Source organism: Pseudoalteromonas sp. Cn5-37 (assembly GCF_021532495.1).
In the GTDB taxonomy this organism is placed as follows: Bacteria; Pseudomonadota; Gammaproteobacteria; order Enterobacterales; family Alteromonadaceae; genus Pseudoalteromonas; species Pseudoalteromonas simplex.
The window spans coordinates 811,481-830,940 of sequence record NZ_JAKGBA010000001.1 but is presented as its reverse complement, the minus strand read 5'-3'; the positions used below and the strand labels follow the sequence as shown (position 1 = coordinate 830,940).

Sequence of the window (19,460 nt, the reverse complement as noted above, 5' to 3'; positions counted from 1 at the left end):
ACTAGCGGTAATCAATAAGTTTTGCAGTATGCGAGCGAAGCGCTTGTAATTTACTTTCGTAACGCTGTTTATCATGATCAAAGTCAGCTTTATTGTTTGCCATAGTTAAATACTTTTTAGCCAGTTTTAAGTCACCCAATTGATAATAGGTTCTGGCTAAACCAAAATCAGTATCATGCAGGGTTGAATTTAAGTCACGGGCTTTTTTGTAGTGTTTTATGGCATCTTGGTAACGGCTGGTTGTATAGGCATCATTACCTAAAGAAATATGGTAATAAGGGTTTGCTTGGCGTTTCTTGTCAAGCATGGCTAATATAGCTTGGCCTTGCTCTTTACGATCGGTCAGGTTATAGAGTCTTGCTAAATTGCCTAGCGCGGTGTTGTTGTCAGGATCTAAACTAATCGCATACTGATAGGCTGTTTCAGCACTTTGGTAGTCACTCGTTAATCTGAATAATACCCCAAGGTTGCCCCATGCACCTGAGTAGTTGCTATCAATATCAACTGCTGCTTTGTAATAGCTAAAAGCAGTGTCGTAATCATGTTTTAACATCGCAGCTGCGCCCTTATTGTTATAAAACATCGCTGTGATGCGGGCTTTGTTGATGTTGCTGGTTTTAAACGCCTCTTGGCGACTGTTAGGGTCAAAGTCTATCACCAAAGAGCGCTCTTGAGGGTATATAACTTTACGATTTAACACTTGTTTTGTTGATTCACTCACTTTCAAATTGATATGCCCTGTGAGTAAGTTAAAACCATTATCCAGCGCCCAATACTCTGGGATATGCACTTTTTGAAATTGCCCTTCGAGGCCAAGGTAGTCAGCTAGGCTGTAGGCTAAAATCGATAACGATAAACAGTTAGCATTTAAATTTTCGTAGGCTTGATTGGCCGTTAAGGTCGCACCAGATTGATAAGATAAAGACGCATCGCCATTTTGCAATAGAAACCTGAGTAAGCCTTTAGTGCTTTGCAATGATCGACCATCTTTGGGAAAAGTACTGTCAAGTTGTTGTTTGACATGTTTGCTTAATGCAAAAATTTCTTGTTGGGTTTCAACTGAGGTTTGGGTAAACGTATTACTTTGCACCAAAGCAAGTGGTGGTGGGGCGGTGTTATTTTCTGTACTACTACACGCTGTTAATAAGCAAAAGCTTGAGGCGAAAACAATGCTAGGTAATTTCATTTGACCCTCTTAATTCTTGGCCTAATACCATTAAAGTATAGGCCGTGAATGAAAAAGGGTCAGGGTTAACTGTTACAAAACGTGTCAGCGTTTATCAAAAGTTGCAACAAGGTCATCAAGGGTTTGCGCACTGTTTGCTAAGTCTTTGATTGCTTGTTCACTATCAATTTGTTCACGCATAACGTTATCACTAATGTCACTTATTTGCTCAATGTTACGACCGACATCTGCCACTACATTACTTTGCTCTTCAGTTGCAGTTGCGATTAAGGTTGCCATATCGTTTATTTCATTGGCAGCATCGTTAATGGCATTAAGTAATTCAACAGAACTCTGCATTGCATCAACGCTCAATTGAGCTTGTGATTTCGAATGATTGATATGATTAACCACTAAATCAGACGTATTTGTTAGTTCACTGATCATGGTTTGAATTTCAGTTGTTGATTGCGACGTGCGATTTGCAAGCGCTCTAACTTCATCAGCTACAACAGCAAAGCCTCGACCGTGCTCACCCGCACGAGCAGACTCAATTGCCGCATTAAGTGCTAATAGGTTGGTTTGCTCCGAAATCCCTCTGATAGAGTCGACAATACTGGCAATCGCTTGTGTTTTGTTTGCCAGCTCGTTTACTTGCTCGGTGATATTATCGATATCACATGCCAATTCAATTATTGCTTCTTTACTTTGCGTTACCTGAGTATGGCTTTGTTCAGTGTTTTGCTTGCTATTCTCAGTGAGCTTAGCCGTGTTCGCTGCGCTTGAGGCAATTTCTTGCACTGTCGCACCCATTTCATTAATCGCCGCAGCAACCGAGATAGTTTGCTCTTTTTGATTATCAAGCGCCACTGAGTTCTTTTGTGCTTGCTGAAACACATGATCGGCGCTTTGTCTAATTTCACTACTTTCTTGAGCAACTTGGCTAATTGCTGTTTCAATCTTAGAGATAAATTGGTTAAAGCCCGCTGATAAGTTTGCAAGTTCAGGTTGCTCAGAGTCAGGAAGTCTATACGCTAAATTAGCATCACCAAAGCCTAAACGGGTGAACAACTCAGCCATTTTCGACAGCGGCGATGAAAGCGTACGTGCCAGTACTAAACCTGCAAAGCTTGCAATCAACGCAATCACAATCGCAAAGCTGATGATTTGCCATTGTAAAACTTGAATGCTCGAAAACACTTCGTGCTTTGGCACTTGGGCAATAACAAACAAATCAGTGTTTTTAATTGGGCTTGCCGCCACTAAGGTTGCTTCACCATTAAGGTTGATTTCTTGTAAATTGAAGTCGCTTTGCGTTAGTAGGGCCCGTGTGATGTCCGTTTTGTAAACGTCATCCAACTTAGCTTTAGCGACTTTGTTTTCGTCTTTATGCAGCTGAATTAGGCCGTTTTTATCTGCAACAAATACAAAACCGGTTTCTTCTATTTGAAAGCGTTTAAGCATGCCCTGCATATCGTCGATACTTTTTGCAAGGCCTGCTAAACCAATGCCATTAGTTTGCTGGTGGTTCACAAACATTTTTACATCAGTCGGTGACTCTTGATAGATACTGATCGAAAAGGGTTGTGCGGTGTTAGTAAACGCGAAAAACCAACCATCTTGCTCTTTAGTTAAAACGCGCAAGAAACCGTCTTGGTTCCAATATTGTGCTGTTTCACGGTTAGCCCAAGAAGCCGTTGCTAGATCGTACTGGGTAACAAGGCGGTTAAGCTCTTTTAGCAGTGTTTTATCATCTGTATTGCCAGAGTTAGCCCACTCTAATACAAACTCGTTACTGGAGAGTTGCTCAGCTGCACTGATCATTTGATTTATATCGTGAGTAATATAATTATCAATTGCTTGTAGTTTGCTCGGTAGTTCCGATTCAATCATTCGCTGTTCAATGATTTGTTTTGCACTGTATATCGCTGTAGCGCCGATTAACGCAGCAACAATGAGGGCGATAGAACTGCCAAGTAGGGTAATTTTTTTAGTGATGGTGAATTGATTTAACGCCATGAAAGTGTCTTAGTTTACAACATTTAAGTCAGTAATTTTAGCATACACTTTACAGATGACGAATCAATGTAGGGACAAAAAAAAAGCCCAAAGCATATAAGCAATTGGGCTTGGTTTCTAACAAGCGAAACTTACTTTCCAGGGTTAAACAATTTTCTTCATTGCTGACATGTAACCACGTAGTTTGCTACCAATGATTTCAACCGGGTGCTCGCGTAGTGCTTTATTCACGGCAATCAAGGTTTGGTTATCGACTTGGTTGCTTGCACTATCAAGACCTTTACCAATCACATCTGTATCGATGTCTTTCATAAAGTCTTGTAAAAGTGGTAAACACGCGTGGTTGTATAAGTAACAGCCATACTCTGCAGTATCTGAAATAGTTCGGTTCATTTCGAAAAGCTTCTTACGAGCAATGGTGTTTGCGATAAGCGGCGTTTCGTGTAGTGATTCATAGTAAGCAGATTCTGCGATGATACCTGCTGCAGTCATGGTTTCGAAGGCAAGCTCAACACCTGCTTTAACCATTGCAACCATTAAAATACCTTGGTCGAAGAATGCTTGCTCGCTGATTTCTTGGTCGGTATTTTGTTGCTTTTCGAATGCAGTTTCAGCCGTTTCTGCGCGCCATGCGAGTAATTTTGCGTCATCTTCAGCCCAATCAGCCATCATACCGCGTGAGAATTCGCCGCTGATGATATCGTCCATATGCTTGTTATAAAGTGGGCGCATGATTGTTTTAAGCTCTTCACTTAATTCAAATGCTTTCACTTTTGCGGGGTTTGATAAACGGTCAAGCATGTTAGTTACACCACCATACTTAAGTGCTTCAGTGATCACTTCCCAACCAAATTGGATTAGTTTTGACGCGTAACTTGCATCAATGCCTTTTTCGACCATTTTATCGAAGCAAAGTAGTGAACCAGTTTGTAACATGCCACATAGAATCGTCTGCTCACCCATTAAGTCAGATTTAACTTCTGCAATGAATGATGATTTTAGTACACCCGCACGATGACCACCGGTACCTGCTGCATACGCTTTAGCTTGCGCTAAACCATGGCCTTGAGGGTCGTTTTCTGGGTGAACCGCGATTAATGTTGGTACGCCAAAGCCACGTTTGTACTCTTCACGTACTTCTGAACCAGGGCACTTAGGTGCAACCATAATAACAGTTAGATCTTCACGGATTTGCATGCCTTCTTCAACAATGTTGAAGCCGTGTGAATAAGCAAGTGTTGCACCTTGTTTCATTAATGGCATGATGGCATTAACAACAGCCGTATGTTGTTTATCAGGTGTTAAGTTTAAAACTACATCTGCTGTTGGAATAAGCTCTTCATACGTGCCTACAGTAAAACCGTTTTCAGATGCGTTTAAGAAAGATTGACGACGCTCAGTAATTGCTGATTCACGTAATGTATAAGAAACATCTAAGCCTGAGTCACGTAAATTTAAACCTTGGTTAAGGCCTTGTGCGCCACAACCGACAATAACGAGTTTTTTCCCTTTTAAAGCGTCTACACCATCAGCAAACTCTGCTGGGTCCATAAATTCACACTGCGCTAATTGCGCTAACTGCTCTCTCAAAGGAAGAGTATTAAAATAATTCGCCATTGTTAGTGTCCTATAAATACAATTTTGTTAGAAAATCAAAGAACCGACGTGGTGTTCTTTGTATGTATTAACACTATGCAATTTTTTACCTTGCGTAAAATGATATATTTGAATTAAAGTATTTCATAAAATGAAATGGTGGCGGTATGGATCACAAACATCTTAATTACTTTTTAGCGTTAGCCAAGACGCTACACTTTGCCAGAGCGAGTGAGCTTTGCCATATCAGTGCGCCAACTTTGAGCCGTAATATTAAACAGCTCGAAGAAGAGGTTGGGGTGGTACTCTTTAATCGGGATAATCGCACTGTCAAATTAACTCGCGAAGGTGAGTCATTCATTGAGTACGCAAATGCGACGCTGGCTAACTGGCATCGTTTTAAGGCTAATGTGCAAGAGCCGCAACAGCATGTTTATGGCAATGTCAGTATTTATTGTTCTGTAACTGCCTCATATAGTTTTTTACATCAAATACTCGAGCAATTGCGAATGCAACATCCATATATTGAAATTACCCTTAATACCGGTGATCCCGCTCTTGCAATAAACCGTGTTTTAGATGGCCATGAAGATATGGCAATTGCCGCAAAACCTTTAAAGCTACCTGGGCAAATTGCCTTTACCAGTGTCGGGTACTCACCATTAGTATTGATAGCACCAAAAATAGCGTGCCCGATCAGCGAAAAGCTTTCTGCCAGTGAACAAATTGATTGGTCAGATTTAGAGTTTATTGTTGCTGAGCAAGGATTATCAAGGCAACGTCTTGAGCAGTGGTGGCGTAAAAAGAATATTCACGGCCGAATTTACGCTCAGGTTGCAGGCCATGAAGCGATGGTGTCTATGGTGAGCTTAGGTTTAGGTATTGCCATGGTGCCTAAGATAGTTTTGGACAACAGTCCGCTTAAAGATAAAGTGCAAATCGTAAGTGATGCTGAGCAGACTGTTGCTGGTTTCGAAATTGGTTTAGCTGTTTTGAATAAAGAGCGCCATGATCCTGCGCTCAATGCTATCTGGAGCATTGCTCAATCACTTACTCAGCAAGCTATTTAGCGTTAACGATTTGATGTTGGTATAAAAGGTTTAATTTTTGATAGTTATTTAGTATTGGTTTTTGCATTTATTTTTCGTGTTTTTTACTGGTTTTAAATGGATAAAATCCATTTTTATTGCTTTTTTTCAAGGTGTTGTTAACGTAATTTAAAATAATAAAATTTTCATGGCCTAGAATCATGATACTTTCTGCGCAAGCCGAGCATTCACTAAGTTATTCAAGTCACTGTTTAAAACAAGCTATTCCTCTCATGGTTAAGTACAAGATGCCAATAACACCGCTAAATTATGCGATTTGGTATGCGTATGTCAGCAATAAAACCCCCGAACTTAATGATGCTTTAGATAAAATTATTGATGAATTTAAAACGTGCAGCCACGAGCATGCTAAAGCGCTGTTCAACCAGTTTCTATCTAGTGATGATTTTGCATTGTTTTATCAGTTATCAGGTGGTTTTAATGATGTTGTTGGAAAGGTACATCAAGACATCAATGAAGCAATAAATTACTCAACAGAGTTTAACCAAACGCTTCAAGAATGCCATTTGAAACTAAAAAATGCAGATATCAGCCAAGAAACAGGCTTTGATGATGTACTTGATTGTGTAGAACGTCTAAGTGACGAGTCAGCGACCTTACAAAGTAGGGCACAGGACTTTCAAAATCAACTAGCACAAGCTTATGCAGAAATTACCGACTTAAAACAAGAGTTGATTAGATCGAAAGATAAAGCGCAAAGAGATCCATTAACAGGGTTATTGAATCGTGGCAAGTTTGATGAGGATATAAAGCGTTTTTGTAAAAACAATGAATTAGCTCAAGTATCAGTATTAACCATGATAGATATTGATCATTTCAAATCATTTAATGATAACTTTGGACATCAAAAAGGGGACCAAGTATTACGAGCAGTGTCTGCTAAGCTATTAAAGCATGTTTCCAGTATTGGCCAAGTCTATCGTTACGGTGGTGAAGAATTTTGCTTTACGGCCCAGTTTGCAAGTATTAGTGATATGACTAATTTCACACAGCTACTTCGCCAAACTATCGCTAAATTACAAATCAAGAAGCCAAATTCTGATAAGGTGTTGAGTCAAGTAACGGCTAGTTTTGGTATTGCGATAAAAGCTAAAAATAGTAACCCTGAACAGCTCATTGCTAAAGCTGATAAGGCGCTTTACTTAGCTAAAGAACATGGTCGCAATCGCATAGAGATTGTCGAGGAGTAACAAACTTAATCGAAATATGTATCAAATTTGTGAATACTTGTAACCTGCTGAGGACAGTTTGTTCACATCTTGATATTATGCTGACATTGCAAAATTTTCTTTGGTCGTAAAATAATAATGAAGTTTCTAACGATCAGGTTCTGCGTAGTTTTCTATGCTTTGGCGCTAGTATGTGTGGGTCAAGCGTATGCTGATGATTCTACTCGCACTGAACGTGAAAGCCGTATGGCAAATCAACAAATTGATACTGAGCAGTGGCACTTAAGTGTTAATACTGGGGCTGGGGTAATTACAAACCCATTGCATGGAGGTGACAATTTACCTTTAATACTGCTACCAGAGGTTGCTTTTTATGGTGAACAATGGTTTTTTGATAATGGTCGCTTAGGCTATTCCCTTCATGAAAGCGACACACATGTTGTTAACATTGTCACTGAATTTAACCCCGAGACCCGTTTTTTTATAGATTTTCATCCTAGTAATGTATTTGCCTTGCAAACGTCAAATAGCTTCGTTGTTGAATCAACGAGTAGTGATGAATTAGTTGAAAAGTCTGTTGTCACAACAAATGACGTAAAAAAAAGACGCTGGGCTTTAGATGCGGGCTTGAGCTATCACTATATCCGCAGTAATCATGTATTCTCTGTTCAGGTTCTAGCTGATGTCTCCGGGGTTTATAAAGGGGCTCGCAGTGCCTTACAATGGCAATCTCACCATCAGTTAGGTCGTTTAAGTATCGCACCGAGCTTAGGTGTTTGGTATAAATCGAACGAATTAAATGATTATTTTTATGGTTTATCGGCCGAAGAATCATCATACGGAGAAATAGAGGTTGGCAGTAGCTGGCAACCTTATGCTAAAATCGACGCCCGTTGGCCTCTAGGTGAGACTAACTCTCTTCGTTTTCATTTAGCATATTATGACTACTCAGCCGTGGATGACAGTCCGCTTTTTGAACACACGTATTCGATGACTGCTTTTATAGGATTCAATCATATTTTTTAATATGAAGTATTTTGTTTTTAGTCTGTGTGTGTTTGTTGCTGTTATTTGGGCTCCCCCAAGCTATGCACAAGCGACTCAGTTTGATATCACACCAAAAGTGTGTGTTGTATTACAACAGCACGAATTTTGTGATCTTGAATTAAAAATTAGCTGGAAAACTGCTCAACCTCAAGATCTGTGTTTATACCAAAATAACCAGCAAATTCAATGCTGGACTGATAGTAATAATGGGCTTTATAGCCATAAAGCGCGGGTTCAGGTTGAAACAATATACTCCTTAGTCAATCCGCACACGGGGAGCAAAGTTGCGACCACAAAAGTCGAAGTGCAAAGCACTGAAGCAAAAACAACGAGGCGTAGGTTACGTTCACCGTGGAGCTTTTTTTAAATCAGGAGCAACCAATGGCAAAGATTTTACTTGTTGAAGATGATCTCGGCTTACAGCAGTTAACACGCGATTACCTTCAGCATAATGGATTGGATGTTGCGGTCCTTGAACGCGGCGATGAAGTTTTCGAATACCTTGAGAACAATCCAGTTGATTTAATGATTTTAGATGTCATGTTACCGGGTAAAGATGGCTTTAGTGTTTGCCGTCAGGTACGCGATAAATTCAACTTACCAATTCTAATGCTTACAGCAAAAGGTGAAGACTTTGATCAAGTAATTGGGCTTGAACTAGGTGCAGACGATTATGTTATTAAGCCTGCAGAACCACGCGTATTATTAGCGCGCATCAACGCATTGTTACGCCGTGGTCAAGCTGCAAACAAAGCACCAGAAGAGCTTAGCTTTGGCGATTTAACCATTGATAAAACTAGCCGCATTGTTACACTTAAAGGCAGTGAAATTACACTGACTTCTCATGAATTTGAGCTGCTTTGGTTGCTTGCTTCAAATGCAGGTGAAGTGTTAAGTCGTGAGCATGTTCATCAACATATGATTGGTCGTCAATATGATGGTTTAGACCGAACCGTTGACGTACGTGTATCGCGTATCCGTAAGAAATTAGGTGATAACAGTGATAAACCATACCGAATTAAAACAGTTTGGGGGCAAGGTTACCTGTTCGTTTCTGATGCATGGGATATGTAATCATTAATGGGGAAACTGTTTGCTAGCTTATATCTTTACATAATAGTTTCTCTGTTTCTTGTTAGTGGGGTCATAGAGCAGTTATGGCCCTATGAAGACACACAGCAACAAATCGCTCTAGATCAAGAGTTTGGTAAATCATTATGGCTATTAAGTCAAACTGATAATGGCTTAGCTAAATTACAGCAAGAGTTTAATAGCGAGCTAATTGATTTAACTGATCTCGCTCTACCAACAGACCTCAAAACACAATTACAAAATGATCACTACTTGTATCTTTTTAATCAGCAGCAGAAGGTAATTTGGTACATTACTATTAATGAGACTCAGCTATTACAAGTTGGTCCACTCTCAATATCAAATCCTAACTTTAGCTCTGTTTGGCCCTATTTTTTATTACTAGCCATTATTGGTCTTCCTATTGGTCTTTGGAGCTTGTTACTTTGGCGAGACTTTAACAAACTCACTTTAGCTTGTGAGGCGGTAGGCGGCTCGCAAGATTTCGAGTTGCGTGATGCATCTAAATCATTTTTTTTGCCAATTACAGGCACGCTTAATGCTATGCAAGAGCGTATTCAGTACCTACTAGCTGCGCAGCAAGAACTGACTTCTTCTGTTTCTCATGAGTTTAGAACGCCGTTGGCGCGTTTAAAATTTGCCGTTGCTATGCTTGAAGAGCAAATTGAAAATGAGAAATCTTATAGTTATATAGATAATATGCAGGCTGATATTGCTGAGCTTGAAGCGCTAGTGTCTGAGATGCTTGAATACGCACGACTTGATTCGCATCAACCAAGCTTAAAGCCACGTTCGTGTGACCTTACAGCGCTTATTAACAGTGTCGTGAATAAGCTCGAATTTGCTACTGATATCGATGTGGCAGTGAGTGCGCCTAGGCAGCTTTACTATGAGTGTGACGAGCATTTTATGGCGCGTTGTATTCAAAATTTATTAGGCAATGCACAAAAATACGCAAACCATAAAATTCATGTCAGCCTTGAAGAGTTGGGTGATTCAATACAAATAAGTGTTGAAGACGACGGCCCAGGGATAGCTAAGTCTGAGTGGCAAAGTATTTTTAAGCCATTTACTCGTCTAGATAAAAGCCGTGACAAGAAAACCGGCGGCTTTGGCTTAGGCCTTGCGATTGTTGCTAAAATTGTTAGTTGGCATCAAGGGCAGTCTGAGGTGTGTGATTCACCATTAGGTGGAGCTAAATTTACTATTCATTTATTTAAAAGTAACTCGCTTTAAATTGCAGGCATAAAAAAAGCGCCTAGGGCGCTTTTTAAAGATTAAAACCAAAAATAAACAAGTAGCAAAGTAATAGACCGCACCAATTTATAAAAGTTCGTAAAAAGTTTAATTATTTTCATTTAATAATGGCATGAGCATTTTTTCTAGGCCATTTAGCTTCACTTCATACATCATCGCCAGTTGTGCTCCTAATTTAGAGTCTGGAAATCCTTGCTGTTTAAACCAAACTAAATAAGGCTCAGGGAGTAACAATAAAGGACGGCCAGCATACTTTCCAAATGGCATCTTAGTATTTATGGCACGTTTGAGTTCAGCTGTATCCATCTTTATCTCAAAGAAACTTTAAAGTTAGATGATACGGTAAAAATAAGAGAGAAAATAGGCTGTGACGGGCAAGAAACAGCCTATTTAGTGAGGGAGGTAGGCCCTCAGAATAGATACTACTAGAGTAATGCCTAGTAGTTAGTGTAATTGATATCGAGGTTTTTTTGAAAAACCGAGCTGTTGCAATTGCAATGCAATAGACGGATCATCAATTCTTTCTGGTGTTTCTGCATCTCTCAGAAAGTGATCATTAGGTACCTGATAGATATCGAGCATCTTGTTAAAAAGCACCGCCCTTATATCCATTGGGGTCATGCCATTTTGTTGTAATTCATCAAGCTGCTGCTGAATGTCTGAAAGTTTCCCAGAACGCGCATCATCCGTGTCTGCCAAAACTTCGTTGGTAAACTTATTCTTCATTTAAACAACCCTAATCAGTTTACAGTTACGCATATGCTAGTCGTAATATGCTTATACTGTGTCACTTCTTTGTGTTAAAAATAGATACTAAGCTATTAGTACTCTTAGGATTCTACTCTTTTTTTATTGGTGATTGCTAATCTACATGTAAAGCTTTGTAAATAGAGTTGACCTAATAAAGGGAACTAAAAAACAGGTGATTTTAACCTGACTATGCAACTTGCTGAAAATTTTAGAGATAATTATTGGTACCATCCTTAAGTACCAATAATAATTTTAGGTGCTAATAAAAAAGTTTTTGCTTTACATGCTCTGCAAAACCACTTCCTGCCTCTAAATAAAAGTTATAAGTAGAGTCAACGCCCATATCTTCTAGTTCTTTTTGCTGATCTGGATAATTGGCAATTGCGGTAACTTGTCCTTGATAACCTGAGGCTCGTAGTTGCTCCAAAGCAAAAATATTCTGCATATGTTTAGGCATAGCGAGCATTACCATACCTACATGTGAATGATTTACACGTTGCCAAAAATCAGGGTCTGTTGCATCAGCGAGTAATACCCGACGACCGCGTTTGATGTGCTTTTCTACTACATCAGGTTTGATATCAATACCCGCGACAAGATTTGGATGGGTTTGGCTAATCGTTTCATAAGCACCCGTGCCAATACGGCCCATGCCAAATATCACGATTTTAGTATCATTTAAATTAACAGGTAGTTCCTCAGCAAGACGGCTGTCACTTTCAAATTTAAGTAGCCAATGTTCGATTTTGACATAAATCTCATTAGATCGTTTGTTAAGAGGCGAGGCTAAAACAAATGTGATTGAAACTGCAATAGCCATAACTGCCAGCCATTCAGAAGTAATTAAATTGCTGGTAGCTGCAACTGCGCAAACGATCAGGCCAAACTCACTGTAATTGGCTAAGCTAAATGCACTTAATAACGAAGTACGAGCACGTAACTTAAATGCGTTTGTCAGTACATAATAAAGTGCAACTTTTAGTGGCAAGACGAGTATAATGATAAGTGCAACAATCACTGCGTGACTTGTCAGTTCGGCATTCAAACCAATATTTAAGAAAAAGCCAACCAGTAACACATCTTTTAAATTCAGTAATGACTTTGATAACTCACCTGCTTTTTTGTGTGATGCGAACATCATACCGATAATCAACGCACCTAAATCACCTTTAAGACCTGCAAATTCAAATGCTTGGTAACCTAAAACTAATGCAAAGAAAAACCCGAATAAAGGTAATAGTTCACCGTGTTTTGAGCGATTTAATACCCAAAACATCACTGGACGTAAAATAGGCAATCCCACTAATAATGCCAGTGCCCACATGTTCGGTGCTTTACCTGTACTGATGGCTAAGAAGATAACAGCGAAGATATCTTGCATAACTAGAATGCCAATGGCGATTTTACCATGCAGGCTTGCCATCTCACCGCGTTCTTCCAATACTTTTACGGCAAATACGGTACTTGAAAAGCTAAAAGCAAAGCCGACTAACAATGCACTTTGCCAAGTAAGTTCACTAAATAAAGGCAGTGCAAGGGCACCTAGCAGTAACATAAAACCACTAAACAGCGTGCTGCTCAGAACAATGTGCATTGAGGCAGGCGCCCACACTTGCGGTTTCATTAAATTAGACACTTTAAGTTTTAGACCTATGCTAAAAAGTAATAGTGTTACACCGAGGTTTGCTAATGTATTTAGTAGTTCGGTTGTTTTATAGCCATAAAGATTAAGCGCAAAGCCTGCTAATAAAAAGCCGATGAGAGGAGGTAGCTTTAATTGATATATGGCAAAGCCAAACACGAAAGCGGTAGCAAAGTAGATAAGTTCCATAATTGTTCTTTTAGCTTCATTTGCTAGCAGTGTAGCGAAATATTCGTTATTGGAAAACAATATCGAGCAAGAAGAGTTCAAAAAATAAGCACTTGTCCATGATTTATTGATTAATCCGCCAAAAGCAACATTTTTTCGCTGACAATAGCTTTTAATTGTGGTTAAGATGCATTAACAAAGGAATTTAAGCCATAACTAAGAAGCTGGCTTAAGGAGAATAGATGTTTAAGAAAATCCTTGCATCAGTAGGTATTGGTGCAGCAAAAGTTGACACTGTACTTGAGACAGAGCATTTACAACCTGGTCAAAAATTTAATGCCGTGATAGTCATCAAAGGTGGTGATGTTGATCAAGAAATTTCGGGTTTAGACCTAGCACTTATGACCCGTGTGAAAGTTGAAAGTGATGACGGTGAGTATTTTACAAACCATGTGATAGAAAAATGGCGAATTACAGATATTGGCATGATTGCAGCGGGCGCTGAAAAGCATATCCCATTTGAAGCACGCCTACATTCTGAAACCCCGATCACTGAAATTAACGCTGGTTATAACCAATCGCATGTTTGGCTTGAAACAGGCTTAGACATTGATCTAGCCCTTGATCCAACTGATCGTGATGCATTACACATTTATCCTAATGACGCTGTAAGCACGTTAATGGAAGCGATGGATAGACTTGGTTTTAGCTTAGTGAAAGCAGATGTAGAAAAGGGTTATTTAAAAGCGCCTACTTTTCAATCGCATTCAGGCTGTTATCAAGAACTTGAATATCGTCCAAACAGCCGAAGCCTTTTTGGCTTACAAGAGATTGAACTATCATTTGTGCCTGAAGCACATAAAACTCATGTATTAATCGAGCTTGACCGTGCCTTTAGAGGGGACGGTTATGTCGATTTAACTATTGAGCATGATCATGTAAACCTATCGCAGCTGTGTGATCAGTTAGAACGATTATTTGCTTAAACTCATGTATTAAAAAGCTAGAAACCCAGCTACGGCTGGGTTTTTTGTCTTCAAAAAGGAGCGTTATGTTTTCTGTTAAAAGTTATAGCGAACTCAGTAAAGATGAGTTATTTGCCATTTTACGAGTGCGGGTTGATGTATTTGTGGTAGAGCAAACTTGCCCTTACCCAGAAATTGACGAAGTGGATAACAATGCACTGACCCAACACGTGTTCTTGTTTAAAGGTCAGCAGGTGGCAGCCTATGCACGATGTTATAAAAAGAATGAGCAATTTAGCGCATTTGGTCGAGTGCTGGTTGCAGAGCAATTTCGTGGTGAAGGACTCGCAAGCAAGCTAGTGCAAACCGCGATTGATACATGTAAGAGGCATTGGCCTGATAAAGCGATTATGATTGGTGCTCAGTGTTACCTAACAGGGTTTTATCAGCAATTTGGTTTTGAAAATGTGGGGAATGATTACTTAGAAGATGGTATTCCACATCAGAATATGTGTTTGAAGTAGCCTATGGGGCCACTTCAAACATAAATGCTTACTAGCTTAACAAAGAGTTCGCGAATACGAGTGCAATGGCGAGTGGGCAAATAAACTTGATATACCATGGCCATACTTTCCAAAAGAAACTACTAGCAGCTTCTGGGCACCCTTGTTGAATTTCTTTTAGTAACGACCCGCGATGCCAAATCCAACCAACAAAAATACAACACATTAAGCCTAGAATAGGTTGACCAATCTTAGTTGTTAAGGTGATCACAAAGCCAAACAAGGTGCCTAGGTTAAAGACAATTGTAAAACTGATAAGGGCAATAATACCGCCAATGATCCAAGTCGCTTGTACTCGCTTTAGCGCAAAACGTTCAACAGCATAAGAAACAGGTGCTTCTAGCATCGAAATTGATGACGTTAATGCTGCAATACTCATTAACGCGAAAAAAGCAAAACCAACAAAAATACCCACATCACCCATGCTGGTGAAAAGCGCCGGTAGCACTTGGAATACTAAGGTATCTTCTGAAAGTAGTGCACCTTCTGCAGAGAAAATCTCAACACCTTGTGCCTGGGCTACATACATCGCAGGAATAATAAGTAAACCGGCAACAAATGCAATGAACACATCGATTAAAGTCACATAAGCGCCTAACGATACTAAGTTCTCTTTTTTGCTGATGTATGAGCCGTAGATGATCATCACACTAGTACCAAGCGATAGTGAGAAAAATGCTTGCCCTAACGCATTCACTAATAACTCAGGGTTTAAAATCGATGAAAAGTCTGGCACTAAATACGCTTTTAGGCCTGCCATTGCGCCATCTTGAGTCATTACATAGATGATCAGCATAAACAAAATACCTAACAGGGCAGGCATTAAGCGCTTCGACCATTTTTCAATGCCGTTTTCGACGCCTTTAGAGATAATCGCAACGGTTAAAATAATAAATGTAGCAGTAAATATAAGGTTTCTTGATAGTGACTGCTCACTAAGCCAAGTGCTAGCTTGCTCTTGCCCCACTAATTGTGCTGCGGGTTCAAGTGTAGCGCTCAGCATCCAGCCAGCCACTATCGCATAGAAGCTTAGGATTAGGCCCGCACAAATAATACCGCCAAAGCCAACTATGAAGGCAAACTTTTTTTGCCATGCTTGATTTGTTACTTTTCGAAGTGAAGTAACTGCATTAGCTTGACCATGACGACCAATCACTAACTCAGCCATTAAAGCAGGATAAGCAAGACAAAATGCTAACACTAAATAAGCCACTAAAAATGCGGCACCGCCATTACTTGCAGTTTGTGTTGGGAAACCCCAAATATTTCCTAAGCCAACAGCAGAGCCTGCTGCAGCCATAATAAATCCAAAGCGGGAGCTGAACTCCCCACGTGATGCGCTCATATTGTTGTTACTTCTCTATTTGTGACGGCGCTGACAATCTACTTGAATTAACGCTAAATAAAAAGGGTTAATCATCCGCATTTTCGTTGTTCTTCGATATGTGCGAGTTGTCAGCTTAGATTTCGTGCAATTGATTCTAACAATAGAACCCCTATTACTTGCAATCAATGCCTTGCCTAAATCGCTTTTAATTCCAACTGAAACTCGCACCTTGAGGTGGTTTGGGTATACATAAAGTAAAGCACGCGCCACCTAGCTGCTTACTTTTTGATACTTCGACCGTGCCATGATGCCAATCAACCACTTTCGCAGCGATAGCAAGGCCAAGCCCATAGCTTTCTCCATCTCGGTTGCGGTGTGTCTGTTCTTGGAAAAATGGACTAAAAACTTTTTGCCAGTTTTGCTCGCTAACACCCGGGCCGTCATCTTCAATCTTAATGATAATGGATTCACTGATACTGGTTGCACTGAGTAAAATTTCAGATTCAGCAAAGTCGCAGGCATTACTTAATAAATTAACAATGGCCCGAGCTAACCAGTGTAAATCTGCAAAGATCTCACCCCCTTCAACGCGGTGATTAATGCGTAAGCCATGTTGTTCTACTTTAGGTTCAATTTGATGAATGAGTGTAAGGATGTAGGTTTCTAAATCAGAATGATTGAAGGTCAATTGATTCGCTTTTTGCTCAAGGGTAGCAAATGCCAGATAACTTTTTAGCATTGACTCCATTTGATCTAAGTCGTTTTCCATGCGAGCAAGATACTCAAGGCGCTTTTCTTCACTACTACAATCTTGCGCTGCTTCAAGACCAAACCGCAAGCAGGCGATAGGTGTGCGAATATCGTGAGATAAACTCGATGCCATCAACTTATTCTCATCAAGCAGTTTTTCGATTTGGCTAGCCATACGGTTGAATGTTAGCTCAACATCTTTGATATAGGTAAAATGAGATAAGTGAATACGACTTTTTAAATCGCCTTTGGCAAAGCGTTTTGCTGCTTCGTTTAAAACGGTTAAACGTTTAGCTAGTGGCGCAATGATAAAGCCCATAAATACGCATAACCCAGCGTAGAACAACAAGGTGAGTAACACATCGTTGCCTTGTTCGTGTGTTAAGTCTTTATCTAAACGCATTTTTAAGTGGTGCGTGCCTAAAGCGGCTTCACTATAAAGTAAATAGTAGCCTTGTTGATCTTCGAGGATCAGACCGCTAGGTTGGGTCATTTGTGCTAACAATGAATGAGGTAGCGCAAGCGATTGCGTCGGGCGATACTCAAGTTGCACTGCAAAGTCTTGATTAATATCCGTGATAGCTTGCTCGCGCTGTTTAGCGTCAAGCTTGGCGATTTGTTTTGCAAACCCTTTAATCATTTGTGTTTCGCTAGAAAACACATCTTGAGGAGCTTGGGTTTGCTGACTGAAAGCATCAATTAGCCAACCCAAAACAATGATTGAAAGTAAAGCACTACCAAGTAGCGAAAGATAAAACTTTTTCACAGGCGCTCAATGCTATTGCCATGCCGTGGCAACAAGTAAATAGCCTTTGCCCCAGATGGTTTTAATTTTTTCAGGGTGTTGTGGGTCATCATTAAATTTTTTACGTAACGATGAAATGAGCACATCCACACTTCTGTCTAAGCCATCATACTCTCGATCTTTCGTCGCTTTAAACACAGAGTCGCGGGATACAACTTGGCCTGCATTACTTGCTAAGTAGTGGAGTAGAAGGTATTCAGCACTTGAAATATGAACTTCTTCATCTGCCAAGTAAACGGTACGTGATTCAGTATTAATTGATAACTTACCCACATTTATTAGTTCAGAGTTGGCTGTTGACTCTTGCGTATCAGTTTTAGAGCGCAGTGCCGCTTTAATACGTGCTAATAATGCACGGGGACGAACGGGCTTCATCATATAATCGCTTGCACCCACTTCAAGACCAATCACTTCATCCATTTCATCATCACGAGCGGTTAGCATAATAATTGGGGCTTGATAAAACTGCCTTAAGTCACGGCACACACTAATACCGTCTTGCCCTGGTAGCATAATATCTAACAAAACCAAGTCTGGGTTTGTTTTACGTACTTGCTCAACAACTTGGTCACCGCGTTGACATAGTGTTGTTTGGTAGCCTTGTTCGATTAAATATTCTGCAACCCAGTTGGCAAGAGATATATCATCTTCAACCAATAAGATGGTCCCATAATGTTCCATTATTCACTCCTAGTTAAAACAATCGCCAGCGTCGTTTCTTCTGACGATTTTTATAGACCCATTGCAATTGTATTTCTGTGCTTGCGACAACTTTACCGTTATTACTATTTATTAGCTCGAAACCAACACTTTCAGCAGAATCAAACTGGTATCTAAATAGCCCTTTTTGTTGCATTAACCAGCATTGCATGATGTGCTTACTTTGAGCGTTGCGTAAGCAGTAATTGCCAGTATTATGTTGTTGCCAGGTTATATCCACCTCGGCAAAGCAATTTCTACCTTCACGTAAGGCTACGCATGTATCAGGCAATGCAACTAACGCATTATCTGTATTTGCTTGATCTTGGGCAAACACGGGTTTTGCAAATAATATTGTTAACGTTACACAATACTTAAAAAACATAACGCACGCCTACCTTGGCTTTATGCTGATACTCTTGCGAAATAATTGGGCTTTGATGAATGTCTTTAGAAAACCAGGTTGAAAGCCAGCCAGTTAGAAACACCCAATGCCTATTTATAGGGTATTCAGCATGGAATTCAAAAATTAAACTGTACGAGGTATCAGGATCATAGACAGGGCGTGTTAATAAAGATTCTGATGGTGAAATTCCAAAGTAATAGTCAGTAAAATCATTAGAGTAAGCACTTAAGCCAACACCAGAGCGGAACTCCCAATTTCGCCAAGGGATAATCTGACTAAAAAATGAATTCATCACCCAGCCGTTGTGGGTACCAGAAACATCATGTAAATACTCAAATGAGATTTGTGAGTTTTCGAAACGGCGTGATAGGCGAAGGCCAACATCAAAATCATAATTACGGCTTTTTATACCTTCGAGTTCTGCGATGACTTCGTCACCGTAAAAAGTTAAGCCTGTATCATCAAAACCAGATTGAACATTTGTGCCTACTAGGTCTAAGCCCCATTCAAATTTGTCGATAACACTATAACCCAGAGTCAAACCACCACTAAGTTGGCTTTGATCATAATCAAGGTAAAAATTGTTGTAAGTAACGGCAAGGTGAATATCTGGTTCAAAGCCATCATTGTAAGAGTCCATGCCTATTAGATACGAGTCTTCAATGTAATACCCAGCGCCTATGCCCCAATCCCATGCAAAGCCTTGGCTAGGCTCTAGTGTATTGTCGGCATAATAGCGATTACTTGCTAGGCTTGGGGTACTTAGCAAGGTTAAACATATTAAAAATAGGGTACTTTGAGCTCGCAACGTGGCTTCCTTGTCTGTCTGTAAGAAAGGGTAATAGCATATAGTATATTGTTAATGAGTTCCTGTAATCTGTAAAAAAATGTAGCAACAGACGAATGAAATGATGTTGAGGAGATGGTGAAG

The 19,460-nt window shown here is 40.0% G+C and carries 19 protein-coding genes; 8 read left to right on the top strand and 11 right to left on the bottom strand.

Annotation, left to right across the window (positions count from 1 at the left end):
• Nucleotide 1: 1 nt before the first annotated feature.
• The 3 genes from L1266_RS03815 to ilvC all read right to left on the bottom strand — a co-directional run bounded on the left by L1266_RS03815 (nt 2) and on the right by ilvC (nt 4,801).
• On the bottom strand, nt 2-1,186 hold the full coding sequence (locus L1266_RS03815) for a tetratricopeptide repeat protein (RefSeq protein WP_199528696.1): 1,185 nt from the start codon (nt 1,184-1,186) through the stop codon (nt 2-4).
• 84 nt (nt 1,187-1,270) lie between these two features.
• Nucleotides 1,271-3,184 carry a methyl-accepting chemotaxis protein gene (locus L1266_RS03810; RefSeq protein ID WP_235376902.1) on the bottom strand — a complete coding sequence of 638 codons (1,914 nt, stop codon included), beginning with the start codon at nt 3,182-3,184 and terminating at the stop codon, nt 1,271-1,273.
• Nucleotides 3,185-3,328: 144 nt separating this feature from the next.
• Nucleotides 3,329-4,801, bottom strand: coding sequence for a ketol-acid reductoisomerase (ilvC, locus tag L1266_RS03805; protein ID WP_235376901.1), 1,473 nt, complete (start codon nt 4,799-4,801; stop codon nt 3,329-3,331).
• Nucleotides 4,802-4,947: 146 nt separating this feature from the next.
• Between ilvC and ilvY the strand changes: the two genes are divergently transcribed.
• The 6 genes from ilvY to L1266_RS03775 all read left to right on the top strand — a co-directional run bounded on the left by ilvY (nt 4,948) and on the right by L1266_RS03775 (nt 10,433).
• The gene (gene ilvY, locus L1266_RS03800; protein WP_054551718.1) at nt 4,948-5,850 is read left to right on the top strand and encodes an HTH-type transcriptional activator IlvY; all 903 of its coding nucleotides are present in this window, start codon (nt 4,948-4,950) and stop codon (nt 5,848-5,850) included.
• A gap of 179 nt (nt 5,851-6,029) precedes the next feature.
• The gene (locus tag L1266_RS03795; RefSeq protein WP_235376900.1) at nt 6,030-7,079 is read left to right on the top strand and encodes a GGDEF domain-containing protein; all 1,050 of its coding nucleotides are present in this window, start codon (nt 6,030-6,032) and stop codon (nt 7,077-7,079) included.
• Between the two features lie 225 nt (nt 7,080-7,304).
• Nucleotides 7,305-8,084: a MipA/OmpV family protein gene (locus L1266_RS03790; RefSeq protein ID WP_138617086.1), complete on the top strand. Its 780-nt coding sequence runs from the start codon at nt 7,305-7,307 to the stop codon at nt 8,082-8,084.
• Between the two features lies 1 nt (nt 8,085).
• Nucleotides 8,086-8,472, top strand: a complete 387-nt coding sequence (locus L1266_RS03785) for a DUF3019 domain-containing protein (protein ID WP_054551716.1) — start codon at nt 8,086-8,088, stop codon at nt 8,470-8,472.
• 14 nt (nt 8,473-8,486) lie between these two features.
• Nucleotides 8,487-9,179, top strand: coding sequence for a response regulator (locus L1266_RS03780; protein ID WP_235376898.1), 693 nt, complete (start codon nt 8,487-8,489; stop codon nt 9,177-9,179).
• Nucleotides 9,180-9,185: 6 nt separating this feature from the next.
• Nucleotides 9,186-10,433: an ATP-binding protein gene (locus L1266_RS03775; protein ID WP_235372755.1), complete on the top strand. Its 1,248-nt coding sequence runs from the start codon at nt 9,186-9,188 to the stop codon at nt 10,431-10,433.
• Nucleotides 10,434-10,541: 108 nt separating this feature from the next.
• On the opposite strand, the gene L1266_RS03770 is transcribed toward L1266_RS03775, so the two are convergent.
• From L1266_RS03770 to L1266_RS03760, 3 genes are all read right to left on the bottom strand, one after another.
• The gene (locus L1266_RS03770; RefSeq protein ID WP_054551714.1) at nt 10,542-10,760 is read right to left on the bottom strand and encodes a DUF3820 family protein; all 219 of its coding nucleotides are present in this window, start codon (nt 10,758-10,760) and stop codon (nt 10,542-10,544) included.
• 138 nt (nt 10,761-10,898) lie between these two features.
• Nucleotides 10,899-11,180 carry a hypothetical protein gene (locus tag L1266_RS03765; protein ID WP_054551713.1) on the bottom strand — a complete coding sequence of 94 codons (282 nt, stop codon included), beginning with the start codon at nt 11,178-11,180 and terminating at the stop codon, nt 10,899-10,901.
• 283 nt (nt 11,181-11,463) lie between these two features.
• Nucleotides 11,464-13,035, bottom strand: a complete 1,572-nt coding sequence (locus L1266_RS03760) for a cation:proton antiporter family protein (RefSeq protein WP_235376897.1) — start codon at nt 13,033-13,035, stop codon at nt 11,464-11,466.
• 221 nt (nt 13,036-13,256) lie between these two features.
• Between L1266_RS03760 and L1266_RS03755 the strand changes: the two genes are divergently transcribed.
• Together L1266_RS03755 and L1266_RS03750 are read left to right on the top strand one after the other, a co-directional pair.
• Complete coding sequence (locus L1266_RS03755) at nt 13,257-14,000, top strand: sporulation protein (RefSeq protein WP_054551711.1); 744 nt, start codon at nt 13,257-13,259, stop codon at nt 13,998-14,000.
• A gap of 65 nt (nt 14,001-14,065) precedes the next feature.
• On the top strand, nt 14,066-14,503 hold the full coding sequence (locus tag L1266_RS03750; RefSeq protein ID WP_235376896.1) for a GNAT family N-acetyltransferase: 438 nt from the start codon (nt 14,066-14,068) through the stop codon (nt 14,501-14,503).
• Nucleotides 14,504-14,534: 31 nt separating this feature from the next.
• On the opposite strand, the gene L1266_RS03745 is transcribed toward L1266_RS03750, so the two are convergent.
• From L1266_RS03745 to L1266_RS03725, 5 genes are all read right to left on the bottom strand, one after another.
• Nucleotides 14,535-15,887: a sodium-dependent transporter gene (locus L1266_RS03745; protein ID WP_166338993.1), complete on the bottom strand. Its 1,353-nt coding sequence runs from the start codon at nt 15,885-15,887 to the stop codon at nt 14,535-14,537.
• Between the two features lie 187 nt (nt 15,888-16,074).
• Nucleotides 16,075-17,385 carry a sensor histidine kinase gene (locus L1266_RS03740; RefSeq protein ID WP_235376895.1) on the bottom strand — a complete coding sequence of 437 codons (1,311 nt, stop codon included), beginning with the start codon at nt 17,383-17,385 and terminating at the stop codon, nt 16,075-16,077.
• A gap of 12 nt (nt 17,386-17,397) precedes the next feature.
• Complete coding sequence (locus L1266_RS03735; RefSeq protein ID WP_235376894.1) at nt 17,398-18,105, bottom strand: response regulator transcription factor; 708 nt, start codon at nt 18,103-18,105, stop codon at nt 17,398-17,400.
• A gap of 13 nt (nt 18,106-18,118) precedes the next feature.
• A complete protein-coding gene (locus L1266_RS03730; RefSeq protein ID WP_138601568.1) occupies nt 18,119-18,508 on the bottom strand; it encodes a DUF3019 domain-containing protein in 390 nt (129 codons plus the stop codon).
• A complete protein-coding gene (locus L1266_RS03725) occupies nt 18,498-19,337 on the bottom strand; it encodes a MipA/OmpV family protein (RefSeq protein ID WP_166338989.1) in 840 nt (279 codons plus the stop codon). Before L1266_RS03725 ends, L1266_RS03730 begins: the two co-directional genes overlap by 11 nt.
• Nucleotides 19,338-19,460: the final 123 nt, after the last annotated feature.